The 26,126-nt window shown below is 57.6% G+C and carries 24 protein-coding genes; 20 read left to right on the top strand and 4 right to left on the bottom strand.

What is annotated here, in order from left to right; genetic code table 11:
• Window positions 1-113: 113 nt before the first annotated feature.
• The 3 genes from dapD to FNL37_RS09520 all read right to left on the bottom strand — a co-directional run bounded on the left by dapD (window position 114) and on the right by FNL37_RS09520 (window position 3,883).
• A complete protein-coding gene (gene dapD, locus FNL37_RS09530; protein ID WP_013441762.1) occupies window positions 114-941 on the bottom strand; it encodes a 2,3,4,5-tetrahydropyridine-2,6-dicarboxylate N-succinyltransferase in 828 nt (275 codons plus the stop codon).
• 129 nt (window positions 942-1,070) lie between these two features.
• On the bottom strand, window positions 1,071-1,910 hold the full coding sequence (locus tag FNL37_RS09525) for a M48 family metallopeptidase (RefSeq protein WP_159355966.1): 840 nt from the start codon (window positions 1,908-1,910) through the stop codon (window positions 1,071-1,073).
• Window positions 1,911-1,999: 89 nt separating this feature from the next.
• Window positions 2,000-3,883 carry a potassium transporter Kup gene (locus FNL37_RS09520; protein WP_159355965.1) on the bottom strand — a complete coding sequence of 628 codons (1,884 nt, stop codon included), beginning with the start codon at window positions 3,881-3,883 and terminating at the stop codon, window positions 2,000-2,002.
• Window positions 3,884-4,200: 317 nt separating this feature from the next.
• Between FNL37_RS09520 and FNL37_RS09515 the strand changes: the two genes are divergently transcribed.
• Window positions 4,201-4,986, top strand: a complete 786-nt coding sequence (locus FNL37_RS09515) for a PEP-CTERM sorting domain-containing protein (RefSeq protein ID WP_159355964.1) — start codon at window positions 4,201-4,203, stop codon at window positions 4,984-4,986.
• 83 nt (window positions 4,987-5,069) lie between these two features.
• Here FNL37_RS09515 and xseA read toward each other — a convergent pair whose 3' ends face one another.
• Window positions 5,070-6,272: an exodeoxyribonuclease VII large subunit gene (gene xseA, locus FNL37_RS09510; RefSeq protein WP_159355963.1), complete on the bottom strand. Its 1,203-nt coding sequence runs from the start codon at window positions 6,270-6,272 to the stop codon at window positions 5,070-5,072.
• A gap of 60 nt (window positions 6,273-6,332) precedes the next feature.
• Between xseA and FNL37_RS09505 the strand changes: the two genes are divergently transcribed.
• The 19 genes from FNL37_RS09505 (at window position 6,333) to FNL37_RS09420 (ending at window position 26,123) form a co-directional block, all read left to right on the top strand.
• Complete coding sequence (locus tag FNL37_RS09505) at window positions 6,333-6,833, top strand: disulfide bond formation protein B (protein WP_159355962.1); 501 nt, start codon at window positions 6,333-6,335, stop codon at window positions 6,831-6,833.
• 11 nt (window positions 6,834-6,844) lie between these two features.
• Window positions 6,845-7,732 (top strand): cysteine synthase CysM, encoded by an 888-nt coding sequence (gene cysM, locus FNL37_RS09500; RefSeq protein WP_015829723.1) that lies wholly within the window; start codon window positions 6,845-6,847, stop codon window positions 7,730-7,732.
• A gap of 12 nt (window positions 7,733-7,744) precedes the next feature.
• On the top strand, window positions 7,745-9,607 hold the full coding sequence (locus FNL37_RS09495; protein WP_244948256.1) for a translocation/assembly module TamB domain-containing protein: 1,863 nt from the start codon (window positions 7,745-7,747) through the stop codon (window positions 9,605-9,607).
• A 13-nt stretch (window positions 9,608-9,620) separates the two neighbouring features.
• On the top strand, window positions 9,621-9,815 hold the full coding sequence (locus FNL37_RS09490; protein WP_159355961.1) for a hypothetical protein: 195 nt from the start codon (window positions 9,621-9,623) through the stop codon (window positions 9,813-9,815).
• 10 nt (window positions 9,816-9,825) lie between these two features.
• Window positions 9,826-10,245: a YdbL family probable chaperone protein gene (locus FNL37_RS09485; protein WP_159355960.1), complete on the top strand. Its 420-nt coding sequence runs from the start codon at window positions 9,826-9,828 to the stop codon at window positions 10,243-10,245.
• Between the two features lie 109 nt (window positions 10,246-10,354).
• Window positions 10,355-11,134: a 3'-5' exonuclease gene (locus tag FNL37_RS09480; protein ID WP_159355959.1), complete on the top strand. Its 780-nt coding sequence runs from the start codon at window positions 10,355-10,357 to the stop codon at window positions 11,132-11,134.
• A 435-nt stretch (window positions 11,135-11,569) separates the two neighbouring features.
• Entirely contained in the window at window positions 11,570-12,160 is a 591-nt protein-coding gene (locus tag FNL37_RS09475; RefSeq protein ID WP_159355958.1) for an RcnB family protein, read from the top strand.
• A 323-nt stretch (window positions 12,161-12,483) separates the two neighbouring features.
• Window positions 12,484-13,446, top strand: coding sequence for an ABC transporter substrate-binding protein (locus FNL37_RS09470; RefSeq protein WP_049821872.1), 963 nt, complete (start codon window positions 12,484-12,486; stop codon window positions 13,444-13,446).
• Between the two features lie 31 nt (window positions 13,447-13,477).
• Window positions 13,478-14,440 carry an ABC transporter permease gene (locus FNL37_RS09465; RefSeq protein WP_015829730.1) on the top strand — a complete coding sequence of 321 codons (963 nt, stop codon included), beginning with the start codon at window positions 13,478-13,480 and terminating at the stop codon, window positions 14,438-14,440.
• A gap of 6 nt (window positions 14,441-14,446) precedes the next feature.
• Entirely contained in the window at window positions 14,447-15,361 is a 915-nt protein-coding gene (locus tag FNL37_RS09460; protein WP_013441777.1) for an ABC transporter ATP-binding protein, read from the top strand.
• A 4-nt stretch (window positions 15,362-15,365) separates the two neighbouring features.
• Entirely contained in the window at window positions 15,366-16,136 is a 771-nt protein-coding gene (locus FNL37_RS09455; RefSeq protein ID WP_159355957.1) for a creatininase family protein, read from the top strand.
• Window positions 16,137-16,199: 63 nt separating this feature from the next.
• Window positions 16,200-17,564 carry a type III glutamate--ammonia ligase gene (glnT, locus tag FNL37_RS09450; RefSeq protein WP_159355956.1) on the top strand — a complete coding sequence of 455 codons (1,365 nt, stop codon included), beginning with the start codon at window positions 16,200-16,202 and terminating at the stop codon, window positions 17,562-17,564.
• Window positions 17,565-17,660: 96 nt separating this feature from the next.
• Window positions 17,661-18,134, top strand: coding sequence for a nickel-responsive transcriptional regulator NikR (gene nikR / locus FNL37_RS09445; protein ID WP_159355955.1), 474 nt, complete (start codon window positions 17,661-17,663; stop codon window positions 18,132-18,134).
• 26 nt (window positions 18,135-18,160) lie between these two features.
• A complete protein-coding gene (locus FNL37_RS09440) occupies window positions 18,161-18,889 on the top strand; it encodes an urea amidolyase associated protein UAAP1 (protein WP_159355954.1) in 729 nt (242 codons plus the stop codon).
• Window positions 18,886-19,560 carry an urea amidolyase associated protein UAAP2 gene (locus FNL37_RS09435; RefSeq protein ID WP_159355953.1) on the top strand — a complete coding sequence of 225 codons (675 nt, stop codon included), beginning with the start codon at window positions 18,886-18,888 and terminating at the stop codon, window positions 19,558-19,560. The genes FNL37_RS09440 and FNL37_RS09435 overlap by 4 nt, the downstream gene beginning before the upstream one ends.
• A 131-nt stretch (window positions 19,561-19,691) precedes the next feature.
• Window positions 19,692-23,318, top strand: a complete 3,627-nt coding sequence (gene uca / locus FNL37_RS09430; protein ID WP_159355952.1) for an urea carboxylase — start codon at window positions 19,692-19,694, stop codon at window positions 23,316-23,318.
• A 3-nt stretch (window positions 23,319-23,321) separates the two neighbouring features.
• Window positions 23,322-24,710 (top strand): allophanate hydrolase, encoded by a 1,389-nt coding sequence (gene atzF / locus FNL37_RS09425; RefSeq protein WP_244948254.1) that lies wholly within the window; start codon window positions 23,322-23,324, stop codon window positions 24,708-24,710.
• The gene (locus tag FNL37_RS14000; protein WP_244948253.1) at window positions 24,707-25,114 is read left to right on the top strand and encodes an allophanate hydrolase-related protein; all 408 of its coding nucleotides are present in this window, start codon (window positions 24,707-24,709) and stop codon (window positions 25,112-25,114) included. The genes atzF and FNL37_RS14000 overlap by 4 nt, the downstream gene beginning before the upstream one ends.
• 127 nt (window positions 25,115-25,241) lie before the next feature.
• Entirely contained in the window at window positions 25,242-26,123 is an 882-nt protein-coding gene (locus FNL37_RS09420; RefSeq protein ID WP_159355951.1) for a TorF family putative porin, read from the top strand.
• The last annotated feature ends 3 nt before the right edge of the window (window positions 26,124-26,126 follow it).

Here is a 26,126-nt window from a genome sequence, read left to right as displayed (position 1 = left end):
TATCAACGGGTGGTCCGCCCATGCCGGATTGCCATTAGCGCATGAATGCAAAAGGCTAACCCAGGTGGCACCCAGGTTAGCCTTGCAATCACAGCAGCCCTGCAAATCTTGGGTTAGATGCCGCGCAGCAATTCGTTGATGCCGACCTTGCCCAGCGTTTTGGCATCGACTTTCTTGACGATCACGGCGCAGTACAGGCTGTAGCTGCCATCCTTGGAGGGCAGGTTGCCGGATACCACGACGGAGCCCGCAGGTACGCGGCCATAGGTGATGCTGCCGGTTTCGCGGTCATAAATCTTGGTGCTCTGGCCGATGTAAACGCCCATGGAGATCACGCAGTTGTCTTCTACCACCACGCCTTCCACCACTTCGGAGCGGGCACCGATGAAGCAATTGTCACCGATGATGGTAGGGCCAGCCTGGATGGGCTCTAGCACGCCACCAATGCCTACGCCGCCGGACAAGTGCACATTCTTGCCGATCTGCGCGCATGAACCGACAGTCGCCCAGGTGTCGACCATGGTGCCTTCACCGACGTAGGCGCCGATGTTGACGTAAGACGGCATTAGCACCGCGTTTTTGGCGATATAGGAACCGCGACGCACGATGGCGTTAGGTACCACGCGGAAGCCACCGGCCTTGAAATCGGCTTCGGTGTAATTGGCAAACTTGGGAGGCACTTTGTCGAAGTATTTGGTCACGCCATCATCCAGCAGGACGTTGTCTTCCAGACGGAAAGACAGCAGCACGGCTTTCTTGATCCACTGGTGCGTCGTCCATTCCTGGGTATCGCCCACGCGTTCGGCAACACGCAGCTTGCCCGCGTCCAGATCAGCCAGCACGCTGAATACAGCATCCTTGACTTCGGCCGTGGCGGTGGCAGGGGTAATGTCGGCGCGACGCTCAAATGCGTCTTCGATGATGGCTTGCAATTGACTCATGAATGTTCCCGGATAAATGCGTAAAAACCGCTATTTTAACTCAAAGAGCCCGCTTGATCTGCCTAATTGCAGTTATGCGAGGCGGAATGTGAAGTGAGGCTGCCGGACATGGCAGCCTCCTGGTCAGGCTTACTTTTTACCGCTGATGGCTTGCTGGTAAAGCGGCATCACGGTGGGGATCAGCGACTTGATGTCCGCAATCCGACTCTCGTCAGAAGGGTGGGTGCTGAGGATTTCCGGTGGCTTGGAGCCGCCTTGCTGCCCCATTTTTTCCCACAGCGTAACGGCGGCATTGGGGTTGTAGCCCGCACGGGCGGCCAGCTCCAGGCCCATTTCATCGGCTTCGTGTTCGGCCGTGCGGCTATTGGGCAGCGTCAGCGCTACCGCCGCCACAGCACCACCCAGCGCCAGGGTTTTGGTGGCATTGTCCGCACTCTTGGTGGAAAGGCCAATCAGCGCAGCAGCGCCCAGCAGGCCATATTGCTGCACCTTGGCACGCGACATCTGCTCCCGCACATGCTCACGCAGCGCGTGCGAGATTTCATGCCCCATCACTGCAGCCAGCTCGTCATCGGTCGGTTTGATCTGATCCAGCAGGCCGGTGTACACCATGATCTTGCCGCCTGCCATGCAGTAGGCGTTGATCTCCTTGCTTTCCTGCACATTGATTTCCCATTTCCACTTCAGGGCATCCGGCCGGAATACCCCCACCTGCGCAATCAGGCGCTCAGCAATGGCGCGCACACGCTGGGTTTCCTTGCTGTCCGTATTCAGCAGTTTTTTCGATTCTGCTTCTTTGAGCGTCTGCTGGTAGGCGAGTGCTGATTGCTGCTCGGCTTCCTGTTCCGATACCAGGCCGACATATTGTTTGCGGTCCACACCGACGGCGCCAGACTTGGTCGTGCTGGTGGTGGCGCAACCACTTAGCGTCGTGGCAACGAGAAACGCCAGAATCAGGGTCTTCCTCATGTTGATCTCCTGCTGAATTTCATGGGTACTAAGTGAATATGTGCCATTGGGATGGCATCGTTTTACTGTTTATTGTGGTTATTTCTTCATTACAAGGTCACCTGCGCTCCCAGTTCAACGACACGGTTAGGCGGCAACTTGAAATGATTGGTCACGCTATCGGCGTTACGGAACATGGTGATGAACAGTTTCTCACGCCAGAATGCCATCTCAGAGTGGCGCGCGGGGAACAAGGTTTCCTTGCCGATAAAGAAGGAGGTGTCCATGGTTTCCAGCTCCAGACCCTGTTCGGCGCATAGCTCCAGATCGCGTGGCAGATCGGATTCGTCTTTGAAGCCATAACGCACGCTGACGCGGTAAAAATCGTGTGGCAGGGCTTCGACGATGATGCGTTCGCGGCGCGAGATAAACGGTTCATCCTCAATCTTCACGGTCAGCAACACGACCTTTTCATGCAGCACCTTGTTGTGCTTGAGGTTATGCAGCAAGGAATGGGGCACACCGTAGGGATTTGGCGTCATGTAAATGGCATTGCCCTGCACGCGGGTAGGCGGGAAGCTGCCAATCGCATCGACAAAAGGCGCCAGCTCCATGGCTTCACTCTTCAGGCGGCGGAACAGAAGGTCACGCCCGGTTTTCCAGGTGGTCATCAAGGTAAAGATGACAATACCGATCAGCAGCGGGAACCAGCCGCCATCGGGGATTTTGAGTACATTGGCACCGAAGAAGGCGAGGTCGACGGTCAGAAAGACGGCGATCAGCGAGCCAGTACGCAGCCAGCTCCAGCCCCAGATGCCATGGAACACAACGCCCGCCAGCAGGGTCGTGATCACCATATCACCAGTAACGGCAATGCCATACGCAGCGGCAAGATCACCTGATGAACCAAAGCCCAGTACCAGCGCCATGACGGCCAGCATCAAGCCCCAGTTGACGCGGGGAATGTAAATCTGCCCTTGTTCCTTATCTGACGTGTGCATGACCGGCATGCGGGGCAGATAGCCAAGTTGCAATGCCTGGCGCGAAACCGAGAATGCGCCGGAAATGACGGCCTGGGCGGCAATGACCGTAGCCAAGGTCGCCAGTATGATCAATGGAAACAGCAGCCATTCAGGCGCCATCAGGTAAAACGGGTTTTTAACGGCGGCATTGTCATGCAGGATCAGCGCGCCCTGGCCAAAGTAGTTGAGCACCAGCGCTGGCAGCACAAAGCCGAACCAGGCAAGGCGGATGGGTTTTTTGCCAAAATGCCCCATGTCGGCATACAGTGCCTCCGTCCCAGTTACCGCCAGTACCACTGACCCCAGCGCCACAAAAGCCACCCAGGGGGCAGCAGCAAAAAAACGCACGGCATAAATCGGACTCAATGCCTGCAGCACAAGCGGTTCATGCATGATGTTGACCGCACCCAACACCGCCAGCGTACCGAACCACAGCACCATGATAGGCCCAAAAAAAGCACCCACGAGCGCGGTGCCTTTGCTTTGTACCCAGAAGAGAATGAAGATGACGACCATGGTGATCGGGATGATGGCGCCATGCATGTGCGGCGCGGCTACTTCCAGACCTTCCACCGCGGAAAGTACCGAAATGGCGGGGGTGATCATGCCATCCGCGTAAAACATGCAGGCCCCGAGAATACCGATCAGCATGATCATGCGCTCTTTGCGCACATTGCCTGCCACGTTGCGACTCGCCAATGCCAGCAGCGCCATGATGCCGCCTTCGCCGCGGTTGTCTGCCTTCATGATAAAGGCCACGTATTTCACCGACACGATCATGATCAAAGACCACAGGATCAATGACAGGATGCCGAAAATATTGTCATGCGTCAGCGGCACCGGGTGCGGGCTGACAGCAAACACTTCTTTCATCGTGTAAAGCGGGCTGGTACCGATGTCCCCATATACAACGCCAAGTGCAGCCAATGCCAAGGCAGGGAGCGGGGTCTTGCCGGTTTTTGCGGATTCCATTCAGACAGGCTTCTGATAATAGTTTGCAAATTTTAACAGGGTTCAAAAAATGCCTGTCCAGCTTTTTATGATTATTTTTGTTATGCAAGCCAGTCCTCCGCAATGTTTCACGCGAAAAAACGATACAAAAATAGCTATATTTTCATTTATAAACATGAGCTTACATTTTTTTAATCAAACGGACTATTGCTGGACATAGTCCGGTTTTCTACTATTCGTTCCACAAGCTTGCTCTGATGCCATTTCAGAGCTCGGGGGCTTTAGGTTTTTTGTAATTATTTTAATGGCTTACATAAAAAACACGGGGAAATTCAATCATGAATAAAATCAAAATCGGTTTGCTGATCGGTCTGGCTGTATTCAGCCTGAACGCATCTGCTACCAACTTCACTTATGGCAAGGGCGACAAGCACGACCGCGATGGCAAATACAGTACTTCGCACGATGGCTGTGCAGTTTGTGATCCAGACAACAGCATTTTCGGTTCGGATTTCAAAGATGGCAAAACCACGCAAACCTTCAAGAACTTCATTCCTGACACCGATGCCACATTCACGGCTGTTGGTGGCAAATTCGAGAAGAAAACCCAGGACGGCTACACCGGTGTAGGTATTTCCGGCAAGACCGCTGGTGAAATTGATATTGGCGAGCGCATCGATGTATCGTTCACCAAGAACATCATCATCACCAACATTACTCTGGGTCTGCTGTTTGATGGTCCTGAGTACGGCGATGTGAACGAAACAGCCAAGATCACCGCTACCTTCATGGACGGTACCAAGTCTGATTTCTTCCTGACTGCTACTGGCCTGAAGACCGCTACATGGACTGGTTCCGGCACTGTGAGCAACATCAGCGAAGCCAGCTACGGCGAGGGCGCACTGTGGGCGATTGCCAATCCATTCGGCACCAAACAAGTGAGTGGTCTGTCTTTCACTGCAGTGACTGGTCTGTGCGGCAAGGGTAGCTGCAACAACCAATCCGACTACGTTCTGCACTGCATCTCGGCCGTACCAGAGCCTTCTACCTACGCCATGATGATGGCAGGCATTGCAGCTGTTGGCTTCAGTGCTCGTCGCAAGGCCAAGAAAACCCAAGCTTAATCTGCTTGCGTTAATCTGAAAAAGCCCGGTGCAAACCGGGCTTTTTTTATGTCTATTAAGCTAATTCAAATGGTTTCCGTGAATTACTGAGGATGGACCTGATCTACCGATGTCTTGACCAGGCCATCGGAGAGTTGCAGTGTTATCCCTTTGCCCTTTTGCAGGGTCTGGACGGATTTCAGCAGGCTGCCATCTTCCGCATAGGCCAGCGTATAGCCTCGGCTGAGAATGGCTTGGGGATTAAGGTGCACAAGGTTTTGCTGCAGGGTTTGCAATTGGCGGGTTTGGCGATCCAGCTTCTGGCGCATGGCTTGTTGCAGGCGCCATTGCCATTGCTGCAGTTGATGGCCGCGGTGGGCGATCTGCTGGCTGGGGGAGAGTAGGCGGCGGGTGAGGTAGTCCATATGTTGCATACGCTGGTTGAGCAGCTGTTGCATGGCACGGCTCAGGCGACGACTGAGTTGCGCTTGTGCTTGCAGCAGGGCCTGGCGGTCGGCACTGACCAGTTCGGCTGCAGCGGTGGGGGTCGCGGCGCGAACATCGGCAGCAAAGTCAGCAATGGTGAAGTCGGTTTCATGGCCGACGCCGCTGATCACCGGCATGCTGCAGCCGTGGATGGCGCGGGCGACGATTTCTTCATTGAACTGCCACAGGTCTTCCATGCTGCCACCGCCACGGCAGACGATCAGCACATCGACTTCGGCGCGGGCGCTGGCGGTTTCGATGGCGGCAGCAATCTGCGCGGCAGCCCCTTTGCCTTGCACCGGGGTGGGGTAAATAATGACTTCCAGCGAGGGCATGCGGCGGCGCAGGGTGCTGAGCACATCACGCAGGGCCGCGGCATCGGGCGAGGTGACGATGCCGATGCGTTGCGGATGCGCAGGGATGGGACGTTTCAGTGCAGCATCAAACAGCCCTTCGGCTTGCAGCTTGGCCTTGAGTTTTTCGAAAGCCTCGAACAGTGTGCCGAGGCCGGCGCGTTGCAAAAACTCGATGGTGAGCTGAAAATCGCCGCGCGCTTCATACAGAGTGACCAGTGCGCGGGCTTCGACTTTGTCGCCTTCCCGTGGTTGCCAGTCCAGATAGCTGTTGCGGCCGCGAAACATGACGCAGCGCACCTGGGCGCCTGCATCCTTGAGTGAAAAATACCAATGACCGGAAGCGGCCCGCGTGAGGTTGGATATCTCGCCCGAGACCCAGAACAAGGGAAATGCGCGTTCCAGTGTGTCGCGAGCCAAACGATTCAGCTCGGTCACGGTCAATATGCGGGGCGCTGATTCAGCCATTTCGGTGCTTACCTGTAATCCGTTACAATGGCTCGATTATAAAGTGTTGAGGAAATCTCCATGACAATAAAATTCCTGCAAGGCAGAACCGGGTATGTGCTGGGCTTTATCGCCAGCTTTGGTCTGGTGGCGTTTGCCTTGTATATCCAGCAAAAACACAATCTTGAGCCTTGTCCGCTCTGCATCTCGCAGCGCATTGTCTACATGGTGCTGGGCGTGCTGTTTTTGCTGGCGGCCTTGCATAATCCCAAGGCGGCAGGTCGTAAAGTATATGGATTGCTGCATGTGGCGGCGGCGCTGACCGGCGTGGTGATCGCTGCGCGGCATATGTGGATACAGGCTAACCCGGACAAGGTGATGGCCGAGTGTGGCGCGGGCTTTGACTATCTGTTTGAGAGCTTCCCCATGAAAAAGGCCATGGAGCTGGTGTTCAAGGGCACCGGTGAATGCTCGGCGATAGACTGGACGCTGTTTGGCCTGACCATTCCGCAGCTGTCGCTGATTGCGTTCTCGGCGCTGGGCCTCTATGCGGTCTATCTCGCATTCCTGAAAAAGAACTGAATTCAATTTTTATGTATAAAACCCTGGAAGATTTTGTCGGCAATACGCCGCTGGTTCAACTCAAGCGTTTGCCTGGCAATACCAGCAATACCATATTGGTGAAGCTGGAAGGCAATAACCCCGCCGGGTCGGTAAAAGACAGACCAGCCCTGTCCATGATCAAGCGGGCCGAAGCCCGTGGCGATATCAAGCCGGGCGATACCCTGATCGAGGCGACTTCTGGCAACACCGGCATTGCACTGGCCATGGCGGCGGCGATGCGCGGTTACAAAATGGTGCTGGTTATGCCGGAAAACCAGAGCCTGGAACGGCGCCAGACCATGAAGGCCTTTGGTGCCGAGCTGGTATTGACCCCACGCGATGGCAGCATGGAGCTGGCGCGCGATGTGGCGATGAAGCTGCAAGCGGAAGGCGAGGGCATTGTGCTGGACCAGTTTGCCAATATGGATAATCCTTTGGCGCATTACGAGGGCACCGGCCCCGAAATCTGGCGCGATACGGGCGGCAAGGTCACGCACTTTGTCTCCAGCATGGGCACTACCGGCACCATCATGGGCACTTCGCGTTACCTCAAGGAGCAAAACCCGGCCGTTCAGATTATCGGCGTGCAGCCGGAAGAAGGCGCGCAGATTCCCGGCATCCGCAAGTGGCCGGAAGCTTACCTGCCCAGCATTTACGATGCAGGCCGCGTCGATGAACTGGTGTATGTGAGCCAGGCGGATGCCGAAAAAACCACGCGCAAGCTTGCCAGCGTTGAGGGCATATTCGCTGGTATCTCATCGGGTGGCGCACTCCACGCCGCCCTGCAATTGTCAAAAAAGGTCGAAAACGCCGTGATCGTGTCCATCGTGTGCGATCGGGGTGACCGCTATCTCTCCACCGGGGTATTCCCCGGTTAAGCCAGGCCAGCCGTGATCACGCGACGCGATCTGCCTGGTTTGCGTATCACGGTTGGCTGCTGTCGAGCCTTATCAAGACTGATTCCGCTCATTGTTTTCATGGGCATTGCCTGGTCGCCGAGTCTGGTCATGGCCGCCAGCAGCCTGACCATTGAAGCCGACACGGTGGAGGCGGAGGGCTGGCAGGCCAAAGCCGTGAAGCTGGTGCTGGCACCAGCCCAGCGTCCGGCGCTTGCACTCACCAGCCAGATCAAGCTTGCCAAGGCTCCGGCATGGAGCAGCCTGCATGCCGAGTGCGGGCAGATCAAATTGCCTGCCGGGCGTGGTGCATGGTCATGCCAGCAAGGTCTGGTAACCGCCGATCGTATTCGGCTTCCGTTTAACCTCACTCTTGATACAGCCCCCGTCGCCGGTCGGGCCGCCTTGCGGCTGGATGCGCAGGTGCAGGATGCCCAGTTCAGCGATGCTGCCGGTTTGCATGCCGCTGAAAAGCTACATGCCCGTGCGCAAGTGCAGGCGCGACAACAAGCCGGGCGTTGGCTGTGGGATGCGGCCATCACCTGGTCAGGCGGCGAATTGTTCTGGCAGCCGCTCTATATGCAAGGCCAGGGGCAAACGCTGAATGCCGCTGGCACATGGGATGCGCAGGCCTTGCAGCTGGACCGGGCTGCATTGCAGTTGCCCGGCGTGGCGACCGTGCATGCGAGCGGCAAGTGGTCAGTGCCTGAGCGGCAATGGCAAACCCTGCATGTGGATGTTCCGGATGTCGATCTGGCCAAGGCTTATCCTGCGCTGCTTAAACCCATGGTGGAGCAGAGTGCCCTTGGGCATGTCGAGATGGCCGGCAATGTCGCGCTAAAGGCAGACTGGCAGGCGGGGCAACTGCAAGCATTCCAGCTGCGCCTGCGCGATGTAGATATGGAGGACGAGCAGCATCGCTTCGCCTTTTACAAACTGAATGCCAATATCCCCTGGGATTACGACCAACCACAGTCTGTAACGATGGACTTTGCCGGTGGGCATCTGCTCAAAGTGCCGTTGGCCGCGAGTCAGTTGCAGGCGGAGATCAACCGCTATGCGCTGACGGCGCCTGAGCTGCGGCTGAATATACTGGATGGCGCGCTGGTGTTATCGGATGTCTCTGCGGCTACGTTAGGCGGGCAGTGGTATTGGCATCTGCGAGCCAACCTCACGCCTCTCGATATGCCGGAGCTGAGCACCGCCCTGGGCTGGCCGCGCATGGCGGGCAAGGTAGCAGCCTCTATTCCCATGGTGACTTACAACGCAGGCACGCTGACAACGGATGGGGTGCTCGGCTTCAATCTGTTTGATGGCAGCATCAGCGTGAATAACCTGGGCATGCAAACGCCGCTGGGCAGCACTCCGCGGCTGCATGCCGATATCGAAATGCGCAATCTGGACCTGGGACATCTCACCCGCACCTTCTCCTTTGGTGCCATTGAAGGCAAGCTGGATGGCGATATCCAGCATCTGGAGCTGCAGAATTGGCAACCCGTGGCATTCGATGCCGTACTCAAGAGCAGCCCCGGGAAGTATCCGCGCAAGATTTCCCAGCGAGCTGTGGAAAATATCTCAGCCCTGGGCGGTGCAGGGGCTGCTGCTGCCATACAGCGCAGTGTGCTGCGGTTTTTTGATCAATTCAATTATGAAAAACTGGGCTTGAGTTGCCGCCTGCATGCCGATGTATGCACCATGGACGGCGTGGCGCAGGCGCCGCAAGGCTATGTCATCGTCAAAGGCAGTGGCATCCCGGCCATTACGGTCATGGGGTACAATCGCCAGGTCGGCTGGAGCGAGCTTGTGAGCCGCATCCGGCGCGTCACCGAGAGCAATGTCAAACCGGTGATCCAATAGGAGAAATTAACACATGAAACATTTGTACTGGGCGCTGCCCGCCGCATTGCTGCTACCTGCCTGCGTCACCATCAATATTTATTTCCCTGCGGCTGCCGCTGAAAAAGCCGCCGATCGCATCATCGATGATGTCTGGCAATTACAGGATAAAAAAGCGGCGCCTGCTGCCCCTGCTGGCGAAACACCTGCCGTTCAACCCGCGCCATAAAGGATTCTTCATGAAAAATATCATTATCGTCTTCAGCCTTATGATGAGCATGTGGCTGTCATTGAGCCCCGCCCATGCGGCGGCGGATCTTGAAATCAATACGCCCGCCATCAGCGCCATCAAAAACAGCATGCAGGCGCGCCATGCCCAGCTGGCGCCGTTTTACAGCAGTGGTGCGGTCGGATTTTCCCGCGATGGCCTGGTGGCTGTGCGTGATGCCGCGGCAGTTCCGCTGGCGCAGCGGCAGGCCCTGAATAGCCTGGTAGCGGCCGAAAACAAGGACCGCAACGCGCTCTACGCCGAGATTGCCAATGGCAACCAGCATCCCGAATGGGAGCCCGAAATCCGCGCCACCTTCGCCAAACGCTGGGCCGATAAGGCGCAGGGCGGCTGGTGGGTGCAGGATGGCAGTGGCTGGATCAAGAAGTAAGCTCGCGGACAGCTGACTTCAACGCCCATCTGGCTGGCCTTTTTACAACCCCGCTTTATAACCCAGCGCCTCACCGTGCTTTTTCACCAGATATTCACCGAGTGACACCATGACCCCGACCCTTGTGTTCGATATTGAAACCATCCCCGATGTCGACGGCCTGCGCCGCCTGTACGATCTGCCGCCAGACACTTCCGCCGAGGATGTCGCCCGCATTGCCTTTCATCAGCGCCGCCAGCAAAACGGCAGCGAGTTTTTGCCGCTGCAACAGCATAAGGTGGTGGCCATTTCATGCGCCATGCGCGAAGGGGATAGCTTTCGGGTGTGGACGCTGGGCGCTGCGGATGCCCCCGAGCGCGAGATCATTCAGCGATTTTTTGATGGCATTGAGAAGTACAAACCGAATGTGGTGTCATGGAATGGTGGCGGCTTTGACCTGCCTGTGTTGCATTATCGCGGCTTGATTCATGGGGTGCAGGCGAGCAGCTATTGGGATATGGGCGAAGATGATAGAGACTTCAAGTGGAACAACTACATCAGCCGTTACCATACTCGGCATCTGGACTTGATGGATTTGATGGCGCTGTATCAGGCGCGCGCCAATGCGCCGCTGGATCAGATCGCACAGCTATGCGGTTTCCCTGGCAAGCTCGGCATGGATGGCTCCAAGGTCTGGGATGCCTACTGCCGGGGTGAGATTGAAGCCATACGCAATTACTGCGAGACCGATGTGGCAAATACCTACCTGGTCTACCTGCGCTTTCAGCTGATGCGCGGGCATCTTAACCCTGAGTCTTATGCCAGCGAGATCGCGCTGGTGCGTCAAACACTGGCTGCCAGTGAAGGGCCGCACTGGAAAGAATTTCTGGCGGCGTGGGCGGAGGATTAAACCTTGTCTGCGGGCGAGTCTTGCTGCCCCGTTATCTAGTGCAGCCACGCAAATTTGCGATGGCAGGCTGTCCCGCAGACTGGGCTTAAACAGCTGCGCTTATTGCTGGCTAGCGGTGTAGCGGGGCACTTCCAGATTCTGAATATTCATTTCCCCCGACGCGATTCCGCTCAACACTGGGCCGAAAAGTAAAAAAGCGAGTAGTAAATGAACAAACTTTTCCATGATGAATTCTCCCGGTTCAACAAGTTAAAAAAAGTAAAAAAGCGTTGATGGAAGATTAAAACGGCTGGTGTCTGGTCCATATCCGACATAAGCTGATTCTCATGTAGGAATGCAGGAAGCAACGCCTGACCGCAAAGGCGTGGTGAATATAACAAGCGGATCAAGAGCTTAATATAAAAAGATCGGGGTTTGATATCCATGGAGAGCACAATGCAAAACAATAAATTAACGAGTCTGGCGGCATGCCTGTGTCTGATGGGCGGGCTGGCACTCTCTGCCCCCGCCTTTGCTGCCAAGCCGGATGGAGCAGGCCACGGCAATGGCAATGGGCAAGGTCAGCAACATGGCGGCCCGGACCGTGGCGGACGTGATAATGACGGACCAGGCGGGCGTCCCGACGGCGGCGACCGTGGTGGTGATCGCGGAGCCTACAAGGGCGGTGACCGCGGTGGCGATCGTGATCACCATGGCGGCGACGTACGTGTGGGCATGTATTTTGGCGATCAGCAACGCACCATCGTGCATGATTACTATGGTGAACAATTCCGCGGCGGCCATTGCCCACCGGGACTGGCGAAGAAACACAACGGTTGCATGCCACCCGGCCAGGCGCGCAAATGGCGCAAAGGCTATCCATTGCCACGCGATGTTGTGTATTACGACTTGCCACCGCGCATCATTGTTGAGCTCGGCGCGCCGCCGGCGGGATATAAATATGTGCGTGTTGCTGCCGATATTCTGCTGATTGCGGTTGGCACCGGCATGGTGGTGGATGCCATAGACGACTTGAGCCGCATGTAAGTTTTTTTACAGAGACGTGTCATCGCAAAAAGCCCCGGATTACTCCGGGGCTTTTTCTTTTTTGCGTGCATCAAACATGGTGCATGTGCGCTATTTTTGCACGTCCATGGTGCCATGCGCCTGATGCTGAATTTGGCATTGCATCAAGCAATATTCTGGTAAAAATCAAATAAAAACATCAGCATGTAAATATTTTTCACGTTTGTGTGATGGGTGGCATAGCGGTTGCTTTGGTATTACTGAAATTCATTTTCGTAATACTAACCAGGAGAGCCATTGTGATATCACTTTTACCATCTTCAGGCATTAAAAACATTGCACGCATGGCGGTATTAGCCGCCGGTTTCTGTTTTACTTTATCTTTCACTATGGCGGCCGAAGCCGCCGCTCCCCTCAAGATCGGCTATAGCGACTGGCCGGGCTGGGTGGCATGGCAAGTGGCCATCGAAAAAGGCTGGTTCAAGGAAGCTGGCGTGGATGTGAAGTTTGACTGGTTTGATTACTCCGCTTCCATGAATGCCTTCAGCGCGGGCAAGATCGACGCCGTCACCGTGACCAATGGCGATGCACTGGTTACCGCCGCCGGTGGTGCCAAAAACGTCATGATCATCGTCACTGATTACTCCAATGGCAACGACATGATTGTCGGCAAGCCCGGCATCAAGAGCCTGAAAGACCTGAAAGGCAAGAAAATCGGTCTGGAGCTGGGTCTGGTAGAGCATCTGCTGCTGCTGAATGGCCTGCAAAAAGCTGGCCTCAAGGAAAGCGACGTCACGCTGGTTAACACCCCTACCAACGAAACCCCACAAGCACTGGCTTCCGGCGACCTGGCGGCAATTGGTGCATGGCAGCCCAACTCTGGCGAAGCCATGAAGCGCGTTCCCGGTGCCAAGCCTATCTACACATCTGCCGATGAACCCGGCCTGATCTACGACGTATTGACCGTTAGCCCAGCCAGCCTGTCCAGCCGCCGTGCGGATTGGGAAAAAGTCGTGAAGGTCTGGGCCAAGGTAGTGGATTACATCAATGACCCCAAAACCCAGCCTGATGCCGTGAAGATCATGGCCGCCCGCGTGGGAATCAAGCCAGAAGCCTACCTGCCATTGCTCAAGGGCACCCGTCTGCTCACCCTGGACGAAGGCAAGGCCATTATGGTGAAGGCCGATGGCTTCAAGTCGCTGTACGGTTCATCCAAGATCGTGGATGACTTCAACGTCAAAAACGCCATCTACAAGAAGCCGCAAGACCTGAACAAGGCGATTGATCCTACGCTGGTCAGCAAGTAAGTCATCCGTTATCAGGCGCAGGGAGAAGGTTATGGGTTCCAATTGGTTTGCAGTGCGGCAGGAGTTGACGCCAGAGCGTCGCAAATTCCTGGCAATTGCATCGTTTCTACTGCCTCTGCTGGTGTGGGCGCTGGTCAGCTATGTGCCGTTCATCTGGCACCCGATGGTGAAGGTGACTTCACCGGGCGACGTGGATTATTTTCAGGTTGACATGCTGGTCAACAAAGCGACCTTCGAGGAAGAAACGGCCACCATGCAGGAGGAGGGTAAACAGCTGCCGCTGGGCATCCCCTCCAACCCCATTTACCTGCCGCCTCCGCACAAAGTGGTGGAAGCCTTGTATACCGCTTTTACCACGCCACCGGTGCAGCGCGACGGCCTGTGGTTGCACCAAAGCCTGTGGCAAAGCATACAGGTGATTTTCTGGGGCTTTGTCATCTCATCGCTGGTCGGGGTGCCGCTCGGCATCCTGGCGGGCACCTATAGTGCGGTATCGCGTTTGTTTGAACCGTTTATCGAGTTTTTCCGTTACCTGCCCGCCCCGGCGTTTGGCGCCCTGGCCGTGGCAGTGCTCGGTATTTACGATGGCCCCAAGATCGCCATCATCGTGATTGGTACCTTCTTTCAACAGGTGCTGATCATCAGCAACACCACGCGCAAACTGGATTATTCGCTGCTGGAGGCCGCCATGACTCTGGGCACCAGCCGCTGGAAACTGCTGCGCCATGTCGTGATCCCGGGCGTGCTGCCCGAGTTGTATCGCGATCAGCGCATTCTGCTGGGCTGGGCCTGGACTTATCTGATTGTGGCCGAACTGATCGGTACCTCGTCCGGCATCACCTGGTTCATCACGCAGCAGGCACGCTATGAGCACTTTGAAAACGTGTACGCCGCCATTTTGATTATCGGCATTATCGGTCTCGGTACGGATATGGTGCTGGCCCGCCTGGGCAAGCGTCTCTTCCCCTGGGATAAACCGGCGAACAAGGAGTAGGCCGTCATGCAAGCAAATACAGATCAAATCAGTTACCTGACCCAGTCCGAAGCCGTGAAGGCGCGCTTCGACAAGCTGAAACAGCGCGAAGTGATCCTGGAGGTGAAAAACCTGACCAAGGTCTACCGCGGCGCCAAGGGCGAAACCACGGCGTTGAAGGACGTCAGCTTCAAGACGCACCGCCGCGAATTTGTCTGCGTCATCGGGCCTTCTGGCTGTGGCAAGTCCACGCTGATCCGCACGCTGGCAGGCCTGGAGAGCTATACCAGTGGCGAAGTGCTGCTGGATGGCAAGCCGGTCACCGGCCCCGGCCGCGATCGCGGCATGGTGTTTCAGGGCTACACCCTGTTCCCATGGCTAAGCGTAAAAAAGAACGTGATGTTCGGCCTGGAAATGAATGGCATGCCCTCTGAAGAAGCCTCGCGTGAAGTCGCGCTGTGGCTGGAACTGGTGGGCCTGGAGAAATTTGCCAATGCCTATCCGCATGAGCTTTCCGGCGGCATGAAGCAACGCGTGGCGATTGCCCGTGCCCTGGTCAACCAGCCGCGCATCCTGCTGATGGATGAACCGTTTGGCGCACTGGATGCGCAGACCCGCTGCAAGATGCAAACGCACCTGCTGGAGATCTGGCGCAACATCGACATCACCATCCTGTTCATCACGCATGATCTGGATGAAGCCATCCTGCTGGCAGACCGCATTCTGGTTCTGAAAGCGCATCCGGGTGAAGTGCAGGAGCTGATTGAAGTATCGGTGCCACGTCCGCGCAGCCCTGATCAATTGTTCACCCCCGAATTCATTGCCACCAAGGCGCGGCTGGAAGAGCTGATCCATCCGCCTACCGAACCCGTGGATGAAGACGCCGTCTCCGTGCCCAGTCGCATGATTCGCTTCGTCAATGTTGCCGATAACGTGGAGTAAAGAAATGACGATGCAATGGTCTGAAACCACTTGGGATGAACTCCCCGCCAAGCTGGCTGCGGCCAGCGGCACCGCCATGCTGCCGATAGGCGCAACCGAACAGCACGGCCCGCACATGGGCTGTGGCATGGATTACATCCTGGCCGATATTCTTTGCCGCGAAGTGGCGGAAAGCACGGGCGTGCCCATGCTGCCGACCATGCCTTATGGCTGCTCGGTAGGGCATAGCCGCCGCTGGCCAGGCACCATCGCGCTCAGCCCCATCACCCTGATCAATCTGGTGAAGGAGATTGGCGACTGGGCTTACCACAGCGGTGTGCGTCGCCTGTTTATCATCAATAGTCACGTTACCAATGCGGCGCCCCTGCGTTGCGCGCTGGAGATGCTGCGCAGCGAGCACGACGACATGATGGTGGCCGTGATCAATACCGCCACCATGAGTCCGCGCGTCAAGCAGTTCCACCATGCCGATGGCGATGACTGGCATGCCAACGATGCCGAAACTTCGCTCATGCTGGAAAAAGCCCCGCACATCGTGCGCACAGACAAGCTCACGCTGTCCGATGACCCGGACCGCACCGATGACCTGGTGTTTGCCCACCCGGTGAATCGCACCAGCCTTAATGGGGTGACCGGCCAGCCCAGCATTTCCAGTGCCGAAAAAGGCGCGGAATGGTTTGCCTGGATGGTCGAGGATTTATCCGAATTGATACGCCGCGGTCAGGCCGAACAGCCACCGCTCCCACATTCCTATTTCAGCCATGCCGCTGCCTGAGACGTCAGGCCCGGCACAGCAAAACCGCAGCACCCTAATCCGATTTAATTGAAAGGTATGTATATGTCGAAGTCGACTGCAGAAATTGCCACGATCCAGAACGAGCTCAAAGCCAAGGGCGTCAAGTATTGCATAGGCGCTTACGTGGATATCCACGGCGTGCCCAAGGCCAAGGTGGTGCCGATTGATCACCTGCCGCAAATGGCCGCTGGCTCCGAGCGCTACACCGGCTACGCGCTGGATGGCCTGGGCCAGGCACCAAGCGATGATGAACTGACCTCGGTTCCTGATCTGGACCATATCATTCCCTTGCCATGGGAACCGAAAGTCGCCTGGATGCCGGCTGACAATGGCTTTCAGGGCGAGCCCTATGCGCTGAACACCCGCGTGGCACTGAAAAACGTGCTGGCACAGGCCGCCGAAATGGGCTTTGGCATGAACCTCGGCATTGAGTGCGAGATTTACCTCCTGAAGCAGGAAGCCGATGGCAAGCTGTCTATCCCTAACCCCGATGACAAGCTGGTCAAGCCTTGCTACGACGTACGCGGCTTTATGGATAACTTCGGCTGGCTGGACAAGATGGCGACCGCCATCAACGACCTCGGCTGGGATCTGTATTCGTTTGACCACGAAGACGGCAACAGCCAGTTCGAGTTTGACTTCAACTACAGCGATGCGCTGACCATGTGCGACCGCTTCACCTTCTTCCGTTACATGGCCAAGCACTATGCCAAGGAAGAGGGCCTGCTGGCGACCATGATGCCCAAGCCGTTTGCCGACAAGACCGGCACCGGCGCGCACTTCAACATGTCGCTGTACGACCTCAAGACCGGCAAGAACCTGTTTGCCTGCGACCCCAAGGATGATCCACGCGGCCTCGGCCTCACCACGCTGGGTTACCAGTTCATCGCCGGTATTCTCAAGCACGGCCCGGCCCTTTGCGCTGCCTTTGCGCCTACGGTCAACAGCTACAAGCGCCTGGTGCGTCGCGGTGCCATGAGCTACTTCAGCTGGGCGCCGGTGTTCAACTCCTACGGCTCCAATAACCGTACCAACTCGGTACGCGTGCCCATGGGCGGTGGCCGTTGTGAATCCCGCAATGCGGATGGTGCCGTGAACCCGTATCTGGCCGCGACGCTGGCATTGGCCGCGGGTCTGGAAGGCATACGCGAACAACTGGACCCAGGTGCACCGAACGAAGACAACCTGTACGCCATCAGCGAAGAAGAGCGCATGGGCCGTGGCATTCAATTCCTGCCGCAAACCCTGCAGGAAGCGGTTGAGGCATTCGCTGCCGATCCGCTGGTGGAAAAAACCCTGGGCAAGGAGCTGCGTGACGAGTTTGTCACCTACAAGAGCCAGGAATGGGAAACCTACCACCTGACCGTGAGCCAGTGGGAAATTGATCGTTACAGCTACATGTTCTAAGCCGAGGTGTTGACGGGGCAGGCTGCAAGGCCTGCCCCGGTCTGCCATGATGGCGCCTTTAGTCGCGCCAAACCGGCAAGTCACACAGGAGGAAACATGAACGAGAAAAACAAAAAGGCACCGGTAAATCGCATCAGTATCTCCTTGCCGGATGAGCTGCATGCGGAACTTGATTCCATGGTGATTGAGCGGGGCTTCGAAAGCCGTTCGCAAGCCATCAACGACATGCTGCGCCAGCATCTGGCCGAGCATAAGCGTGAAAAAGGCAATGAGGTGATGGTGGGTACCATCACCATTCTTTACAACAATGGCACGCGGGGCCTGCAAAAAACCATTGCGGATTTGCAGTACCAGCACCTGGATGAAGTGATCAGCTCCCTGCACGTGCATCTGGCCGATAACCAGACCATGGAAGTGATACTGGTACAAGGCCCGGCACTCATCGTGCAGGCCGTGGCGAATGAGATTATCGCGCTGCGCGGCGTGATTACCGGCAAGCTGCAACTGATGGGGGCGGTCATCCCGCCGTTACACCCGATGACGCCCAAGGCCCGCAGGGCAGGGCAGTAAGCGGGAAAAGAGACAAGGATAAGAGCATGAGCGCTGTATTTGAACCTGCTGCCGTGCTGTGGGAAGAAACCATCCCCGGCGGCAATCACTGGTCAGGCCTGATACGCCGTGGCACTGCGCTGCGTATCACTGACCTGGAAGGCGGGGCCAATCTGGCCGCGCTGTTTTATAACCCGGAAGACAAGCTGGAACGCTACAACATGCCGGATTCGCTGAAGGCGCAGCATACCGCGTACCTCACCACCGGCCATGTCTGCTATTCCGACATGGGGCGCGTCATGTGCTCCATCATTGGCGATAGCGTGGGCTGGCACGATACCTTCAGCGGCGTGACCGATGCCGCCATGATCGAAGGCCAGTACGGTAAAGCGACCTTCCAGACCCATCGCAATGCCATGCACCGCAGCGGCAAGGATGGCCTGCTGATCGAGCTGGCGAAATACGGCCTGGGCAAGCGCGATCTGGTCGCCAACGTCAATTTTTTCAGCAAGGCCGTGCCGGATGACAACGGTGCGCTGAGCTTTGTCGCCGGCCATAGCAAGGCGGGGGATTATGTGGATGTGCGCTTCGACATGAACGTGCTGCTGGTGCTATCTGCCGCGCCGCATCCGCTAGACCCTGCCACCGAATACAAACCGGCTGCGGTAAAGCTCACGGCCTGGTATGCCGGGGCCGCCGCGCCCGATGATGTGTGCCGCACGCAGTGTGAGCAAAACGCCCGCGGCTTTATCAACACGGAAAGGTATTACCTATGAGCCAGATGCTGACCGAAAGCCCATTGGATCCGCGCAACGCCGTGCTGGACCAGGTATGCGATGCCGGCGATCCCTGGATGGCCGAAGTGAAAAAAGGCCAGATATTCCGCATTCTGGACCTGGAAGGCAACCAAGCGGTGGATACGCTTTTTTACAGCGCCGCTGATCCCGAAGAGCGCTACAGCGCAGTCGATACCATTGCCCGCCAGCGCCAGCTTTACCTGACTACTGGCTCGGTGCTGTATTCAAATGAAGGCCGGCCCATGCTGACCATCACCGCGGATACCTGTGGCCGCCACGATACCCTGGGCGGGGCCTGTGCCGCCGAGAGCAACACCGTGCGCTATGCCCTGGAAAAGCGCCCCATGCACAGCTGCCGCGATAGCTTCATGCATGCGCTCAACCACTGCGGCTGTGCCACGCACCGGAACATGAGCAAGCGCGACATCACCGCCAACATCAATTTCTTCATGAATGTGCCGGTCACCGCCGATGGCCATCTCAAGTTTGATGATGGCATTTCCGGCGCTGGCAAATACGTGGAAATGCGCGCCGAGATGGACGTCGTGGTGCTGATCTCCAACTGCCCGCAACTGAATAACCCCTGCAACGCCTATAACCCGACGCCAGTTCGCCTGCTGGTCTGGGATCCCGTCCAGGCTGCTGCATAAATCTGGCATGCAACATGCTAGGGAATAGATAGATAACCATGGTCAGTTAGTCACAGTCGACTGAATCAACCGCTCACCGGGACGGCCCGGTGAGATCTATACCCAGCGGGACGGCCCGCACAAGGTTAGTCATGTTTCATAAAGTGCTTATTGCCAACCGCGGTGAGATCGCTTGCCGCATTATCCGCACCCTCAAGCAACTTGGTGTCCGCTCTGTAGCCGTCTACTCTGAAGCTGATGCCGGTGCCCGCCATGTGCTGGAAGCGGATGAAGCGATCTGTGTTGGTCCGGCTCCTGCCGCCGAGAGTTACCTGAATATCCCCGCGATCCTGCAAGCCGCGCACCAGACTGGTGCACAAGCCATTCATCCGGGTTATGGCTTTCTGTCTGAAAACCCCGGTTTTGCCGAAGCCTGCGAAGCCGCAGGCATTGCCTTTATCGGCCCCACTCCCCAACAGATGCGTGACTTTGGTCTAAAGCACACCGCCCGCGCGCTGGCCGAGGCCAATGGCGTACCGCTGTTGCCGGGCACCCGTTTGCTGGCGGATGTCGCCGAAGCTCGCACGCATGCCGCACGCATTGGCTACCCGGTGATGCTGAAGAGCACGGCAGGTGGCGGCGGCATCGGCATGCGCCTGATCTGGGGTGAAGATGAACTGGCCGAAGCCTTTGCCTCGGTGCAGCGGTTGTCACGCGCCAATTTCAAGGAATCCGGCCTTTATCTGGAAAAATACGTGGAAGCCGCGCGCCACATTGAAGTGCAGATTTTTGGCGATGGCGCAGGTCATGTGGTGGCGCTGGGCGAGCGCGATTGCTCGGTGCAGCGCCGCAACCAGAAGGTGATAGAAGAAACCCCGGCGCCCAATATCAGCGAGGCGATACGCCAGCAGCTGGCCGAGACAGCGGTGCGTCTGGCCAGTGCCATCGGCTATCGCTCGGCGGGCACGGTGGAATTTGTTTACGACAATGCCAGCGGCGACTTTTACTTTCTGGAGGTCAACACCCGGCTGCAAGTGGAGCACGGCGTGACCGAACTGGTGAGCGGCGTGGACCTGGTGGGCTGGATGATCCGCCTGGCCGCAGGCGAGCGCGACTTTATTGCGGCCTATCAACATCAGCCTAAGGGCCATGCCATCCAGGTGCGGGAGTATGCCGAAGATGCCAACAAGCAGTTTCAGCCCAGCTCGGGCGTGCTGACCGAAGTGGTGTTCCCCTCCGATGTGCGGGTGGATGCCTGGGTAGAGCAGGGCAGCGAGGTTTCGCCGTATTACGACCCCTTGCTGGCCAAGGTGCTGGTGCATGCCAGTGACCGCGCCGCCGCGGTGCAGTCCATGCAAACCGCGCTCGACCAGACCCGCCTCGCCGGCATTGAAACCAACCTGGAGTATCTGCGTCAGGTGCTGGCCGACAGCGTATTCCCGGCAGGGCAACAGACCACGCGCTACCTCAATAGCTTTGTTTACCGCCCACACACGCTGGATGTGCTGGATGGCGGCGTCATGAGCACCATACAGGATTATCCCGGCCGCACCGGCTACTGGAACATTGGCGTGCCGCCTTCCGGCCCCATGGACCATCTGGCGTTTCGCTTTGCCAATCGCCTGGTGGGCAACGCCGAAGGCATGGCGGGCCTGGAAATCACCCTGATTGGCCCCACGCTGAAATTCAATACTGATACCGTGATTGCCGTGACCGGCCCTGAGCTGGCATTGACACTGGATGGCCAGCAGCTCGCCATGTGGCAGGCGCATGCCGTCAAGGCGGGCAGCACGCTCGCCATCGGCAAGCTGGGCGACCTGGGGTGCCGTGCGTATCTAGCCGTGCAGGGCGGCTTTGATGTGCCGGATTACCTGGGCAGCAAATCCACCTTTACTCTGGGTCAGTTTGGCGGCCATGGCGGCCGCGCCCTGCGCGTGGGCGATGTGCTGCATCTGGGCAAGCTGGCTGCGGCGGAAACTGCGATATCGGTGATTCCGCCCGCCCTGCGCCCGCAATACACGCACGAATGGCAGATCGGTGTGCTGTATGGGCCACATGGCGCGCCGGATTTCTTTACCGACGACGATATTGCCATGTTCTTCTCCACCGACTGGGAAGTGCATTACAACTCCAACACCACCGGCATCCGTCTGATCGGTCCCAAGCCCCAATGGGCGCGGCAGGATGGCGGTGAGGCGGGCTTGCATCCCTCCAACATCCACGACAACGCCTATGCGATTGGCAGTGTGGACTTTACCGGCGACATGCCGGTGATTCTGGGGCCGGATGGCCCCAGCCTGGGCGGCTTTGTCTGCCCGGCTACCATTGTGCAGGCCGAGCTATGGAAAATGGGCCAATTGAAAGCGGGCGACAAGGTGCGCTTTGTCCGTCTCTCCCAGGCCCAGGCACGCGTGCTTGAAGTCGCGCAAAACGCCATGCTGGCAGACCTGGCAAGCGCCACTGCGCCGCTGGCCTTGCCCGCCTCCGATCTCGCCCACACCACAACCCCCATTCTGGCCACCTTGCCGGAGACGGCAGAGCGCGTGGCCGTGGTGTATCGCCAGGCCGGTGACAAATACCTGCTGGTGGAATATGGCCCGCTGGTGCTGGACCTCAACCTGCGCTTCCGCGTGCATGCCCTCATGCAGGCGCTTGAGCAGGCCAAGGTGCCCGGCATCATTGATCTCACGCCCGGCATACGTTCGTTGCAGCTGCATTACGACAGCCTGCGCCTGCCGGTGGAGCAGTTGCTGACCACCTTGCAAACCCTGGAAGCGCAACTGCCCGCCATCGATGAAATGGAAGTGCCGACCCGCATCGTGCACCTGCCGTTGTCGTGGGACGATGCTGCCACCCAGCTCGCCGTGGAAAAGTACATGCAATCGGTGCGCAAGGATGCGCCCTGGTGCGATGTGGAGTCCGGCCATGGCAGCAATATCGAGTTCATCCGCCGCATCAACGGCCTCGATAGCATTGAGGACGTCAAGCGCATCGTGTTCGAGGCGAGCTACCTCACCCTGGGCCTGGGCGATGTGTATCTGGGCGCGCCCGTCGCCACGCCGGTAGACCCGCGCCACCGTCTGGTGACCACCAAATACAACCCGGCCCGCACCTGGACGCCGGAAAACGCCGTGGGCATTGGCGGCGCCTATATGTGCGTGTATGGCATGGAAGGCCCCGGCGGTTACCAGTTTGTCGGCCGCACCTTGCAGATGTGGAACCGCTGGCGTGCCACAGCCGACTTCCCGCAGGGCAAGCCCTGGCTGCTGCGCTTTTTTGACCAGATCCGCTTTTACCCGGTCAGCGCGGAAGAGCTGCTGCAAATCCGCGAGGATTTCCCGCGTGGCAAATTCAAGCTCAAGGTGGAAGAGCAGGTGTTCCGCCTCAAGGATTACAACGCGCTGATTGCCGCTGAAGCCGCCACCATGATCGCGTTCAAGGAGCGCCAGCAAGCCGCATTTGATGCCGAGCGCGAGCGCTGGATTGCCAACGGCCAGGCCAATTACAGCAATGATGAGTCGGCAGCGAGCACGGTGGCGGAAGACGCGCTGCCCGATGACTGCCGTGCCGTGGCCGCCCATGTGGCCGGCAATCTGTGGCAAGTGGCAGTGAATGTGGGCGATACGGTCGCCGCGGGCGATACGCTGGTGATTATTGAATCCATGAAAATGGAAATCGCCGTGGTCGCCCCGGCAGCCGGGACCATCAGCCATGTGTTGTGCCAGCCGGGCAAGCCCGTCAGTGCCGGCCAGACCCTCATTGCCATTGCAACGGAATAAATCATGACCACACTCGATCTGCAAATCACCAGCCTGCGCGAGCAATACCGCACAGGCAGCCTCACCCCCTCGCAACTGGTGCGGCAGCTGGATGCCGCCATGGGCACGGAAGACCCGCACCGCATCTGGATTCATCGCCTGCCGCTGGCGCAGTTGCTGTCTTACGCCGAGGCGCTGGTAGGGCGCGACCCTGCCAGCCTGCCGCTGTATGGCATTCCCTTTGCCATCAAGGACAATATTGATCTCGCCGGCGTGCCGACTACCGCCGCCTGCCCGGACTATGCCTATACCCCTGCGCAGCACGCCACCGTGGTGCAGCGGCTGATCGATGCCGGGGCCATTCCCTTGGGTAAAACCAATCTGGACCAGTTCGCCACGGGCCTGGTGGGCGTACGCTCGCCGTATGGCGCCTGCCATAACAGCATAGACCCGGATTATATTTCCGGTGGCTCCAGCTCAGGCTCGGCAGTGTCGGTGGCGCTGGGCCTGGCGAGCTTCAGCCTGGGTACGGATACCGCAGGCTCAGGCCGGGTGCCGGCCGCGTTCAATAATCTGGTTGGGCACAAGCCCAGCTGCGGGCTGCTCAGCACCCGTGGCGTGGTGCCTGCCTGCCGCACGCTGGATTGCGTGTCCATCTTTGCGCTGACGGCACAGGATGCCGCCACGGTGCTGGAAGTCGCACAGGGCTTTGATGAGGAAGACCCGTATTCGCGTGAGGCGCTCACGGCAGGCAAGCCCTTGCCCGAGCATGGTTTCCGCTTTGGTGTGCCACGTGCCGATCAGCTGCAGTTTTTTGGCAATGCGGAAACGCCCGCTTTGTTTGATGCTGCCGTCGCCAAACTGGTGGCGCTGGGCGGGGTGGCGGTGGAGATTGATTTCACCGTGTTTTTGCAAACGGCCCGCCTGCTCTACGAAGGGCCATGGGTGGCCGAGCGCTACGCAGCTATCCGTGAATTCATCGAAGCCAAACCGGAAGCGCTGTACCCGGTCACGCACAAGATCATCAGCGGCGCGACACGCTTCAGCGCGGCCGATGCCTACAGCTTCGGTTATCAGCTGAAAGCCCTGCAACGCAAGGCTGCTGCGGTGTGGGATTACCTGGACATTATCGTCACCCCGACGGCGGGCACCATTTACACGATTGCCGAAGTCGAGGCTGATCCGGTGCAAACCAATTCCAACCTGGGCTATTACACCAATTTCATGAATCTGCTGGACCTGTCGGCGATTGCCGTGCCTACCGGATTCCAGGCCAACCGCCTGCCATTTGGCGTCACCCTGTGTGCCCCGGCGTTTCATGACGCTTCTCTGCTGGCGCTCGCCGCCCGCATGGAAGACGCCGCGCGCACGCTGGGCGCTACCTCATTTACCCGCAAGGAGATTCACGCATGAGCGATACCCCCATGATCAAAGTCGCTGTGTGCGGCGCCCACATGAGCGGCCTGCCGCTCAACCCGCAACTGATGGCCCTGGGTGGCGAATTCGTCGAGAAAACCCGTACTTCGCCTTATTACAAGCTGTTCAAGCTGAATGGCTTCACGCCCGAGCGGCCTGGGCTATTGCGGGTGACAGAGGGTGGTTCGGCGATTGCGCTGGAAGTCTGGCAACTGCCGCTCACCAATTACGGCGCCTTTGTCGCCAGTGTGCCTGCGCCCCTGGGCTTCGGCACGCTGGTGCTGGAAGACGGCTCGCAGGTGCAAGGCTTTATGTGTGAAGCCTATGCCACCGAAAACGCCGTGGACATCTCGGCATGCGGTGGCTGGCGTGCCTGGTTGTGCAAAAAAGAGACAGTCTGAGACTGGTGTGGCTATTTTGCCAAAATGGGATAGTGCGATGTTTTTCAAAGGAGGATTATCAAACCCAACACGTGATTGTGACGTTTGTTTTTTTATCTCTATTCATTCATTAAATAAGGGGATTGTGATGTTGAATACACCTGTAAAGAGTCTTGTTGCCCTGATGTTTGCTGCAGGCTTTGCTGCACCAGTTTTTGCTGCTGACGAAGCTGCTGCTCCTGCAGCCGAGTCGGACTGGACCTTTCCAAGCAGCATCGGCTTTGTCAGTGATTACATCTTCCGTGGCCAGTCCCAGACCTGGGGCAAGCCAGCGGCTCAACTGAGCGTTGAAGCAGACCACAAGTCCGGTTTGTATGCGGGTTTCTTTGCTTCCAATGTATCTGACAAGTGGTTGCCAGGCGCCAACCTGGAAACTGACCTGTACGCAGGTTTCCGTAACACCATTCCAAGCACAGCCGTGGGCTACGATGTGGGCGCGATTTACTACATCTACCCAGGCGCAGACTGGGAAGACTCTGCTTTCAACCCACCAATATATCCAGCTGGTACTACCAAGGCCAACCGCCTGAATACGCTGGAAATCTACGGCTCGCTGACCTACCAGTGGCTGACGTTCAAGACTGGTATCACCGCCACTGAATACTGGGGCTGGAACACCAACAACTCTCCTGTGAATGGTGGGTTCGCGGGTGATCTGAGCGCTGGTGTGACTGGTAGCACCAAGGGTTCGTATTTCTACGAGCTGGATGCTGCCTATGAAGTGGTGCCAACCTGGAACCTGACAGGTCAAGTCGGTCATCAAGTGATCAACAACTCGACCGGTCTGGATATCACCTACTACAAGGCAGGTGTTGCCAAAGTGTTTGACAAGGGCTGGTCTGTCGGTGCTTTCTATTCCGGTACCAACGAACCTGATGCATACAAGGACTTCCTGAGTCTGGAAAACACGGTATCCAAGTCGGATATCGCCAAAGACAAGTTCTTCGTTTCGATCTCCAGAGCATTCTAATGC

This window comes from Methylovorus glucosotrophus (genome assembly GCF_009858335.1).
In the GTDB taxonomy this organism is placed as follows: domain Bacteria; phylum Pseudomonadota; class Gammaproteobacteria; order Burkholderiales; family Methylophilaceae; genus Methylovorus; species Methylovorus glucosotrophus.
The sequence above is the reverse complement of the archived record's forward strand: the minus strand, read 5'-3'. Positions and strand labels throughout refer to the sequence as shown.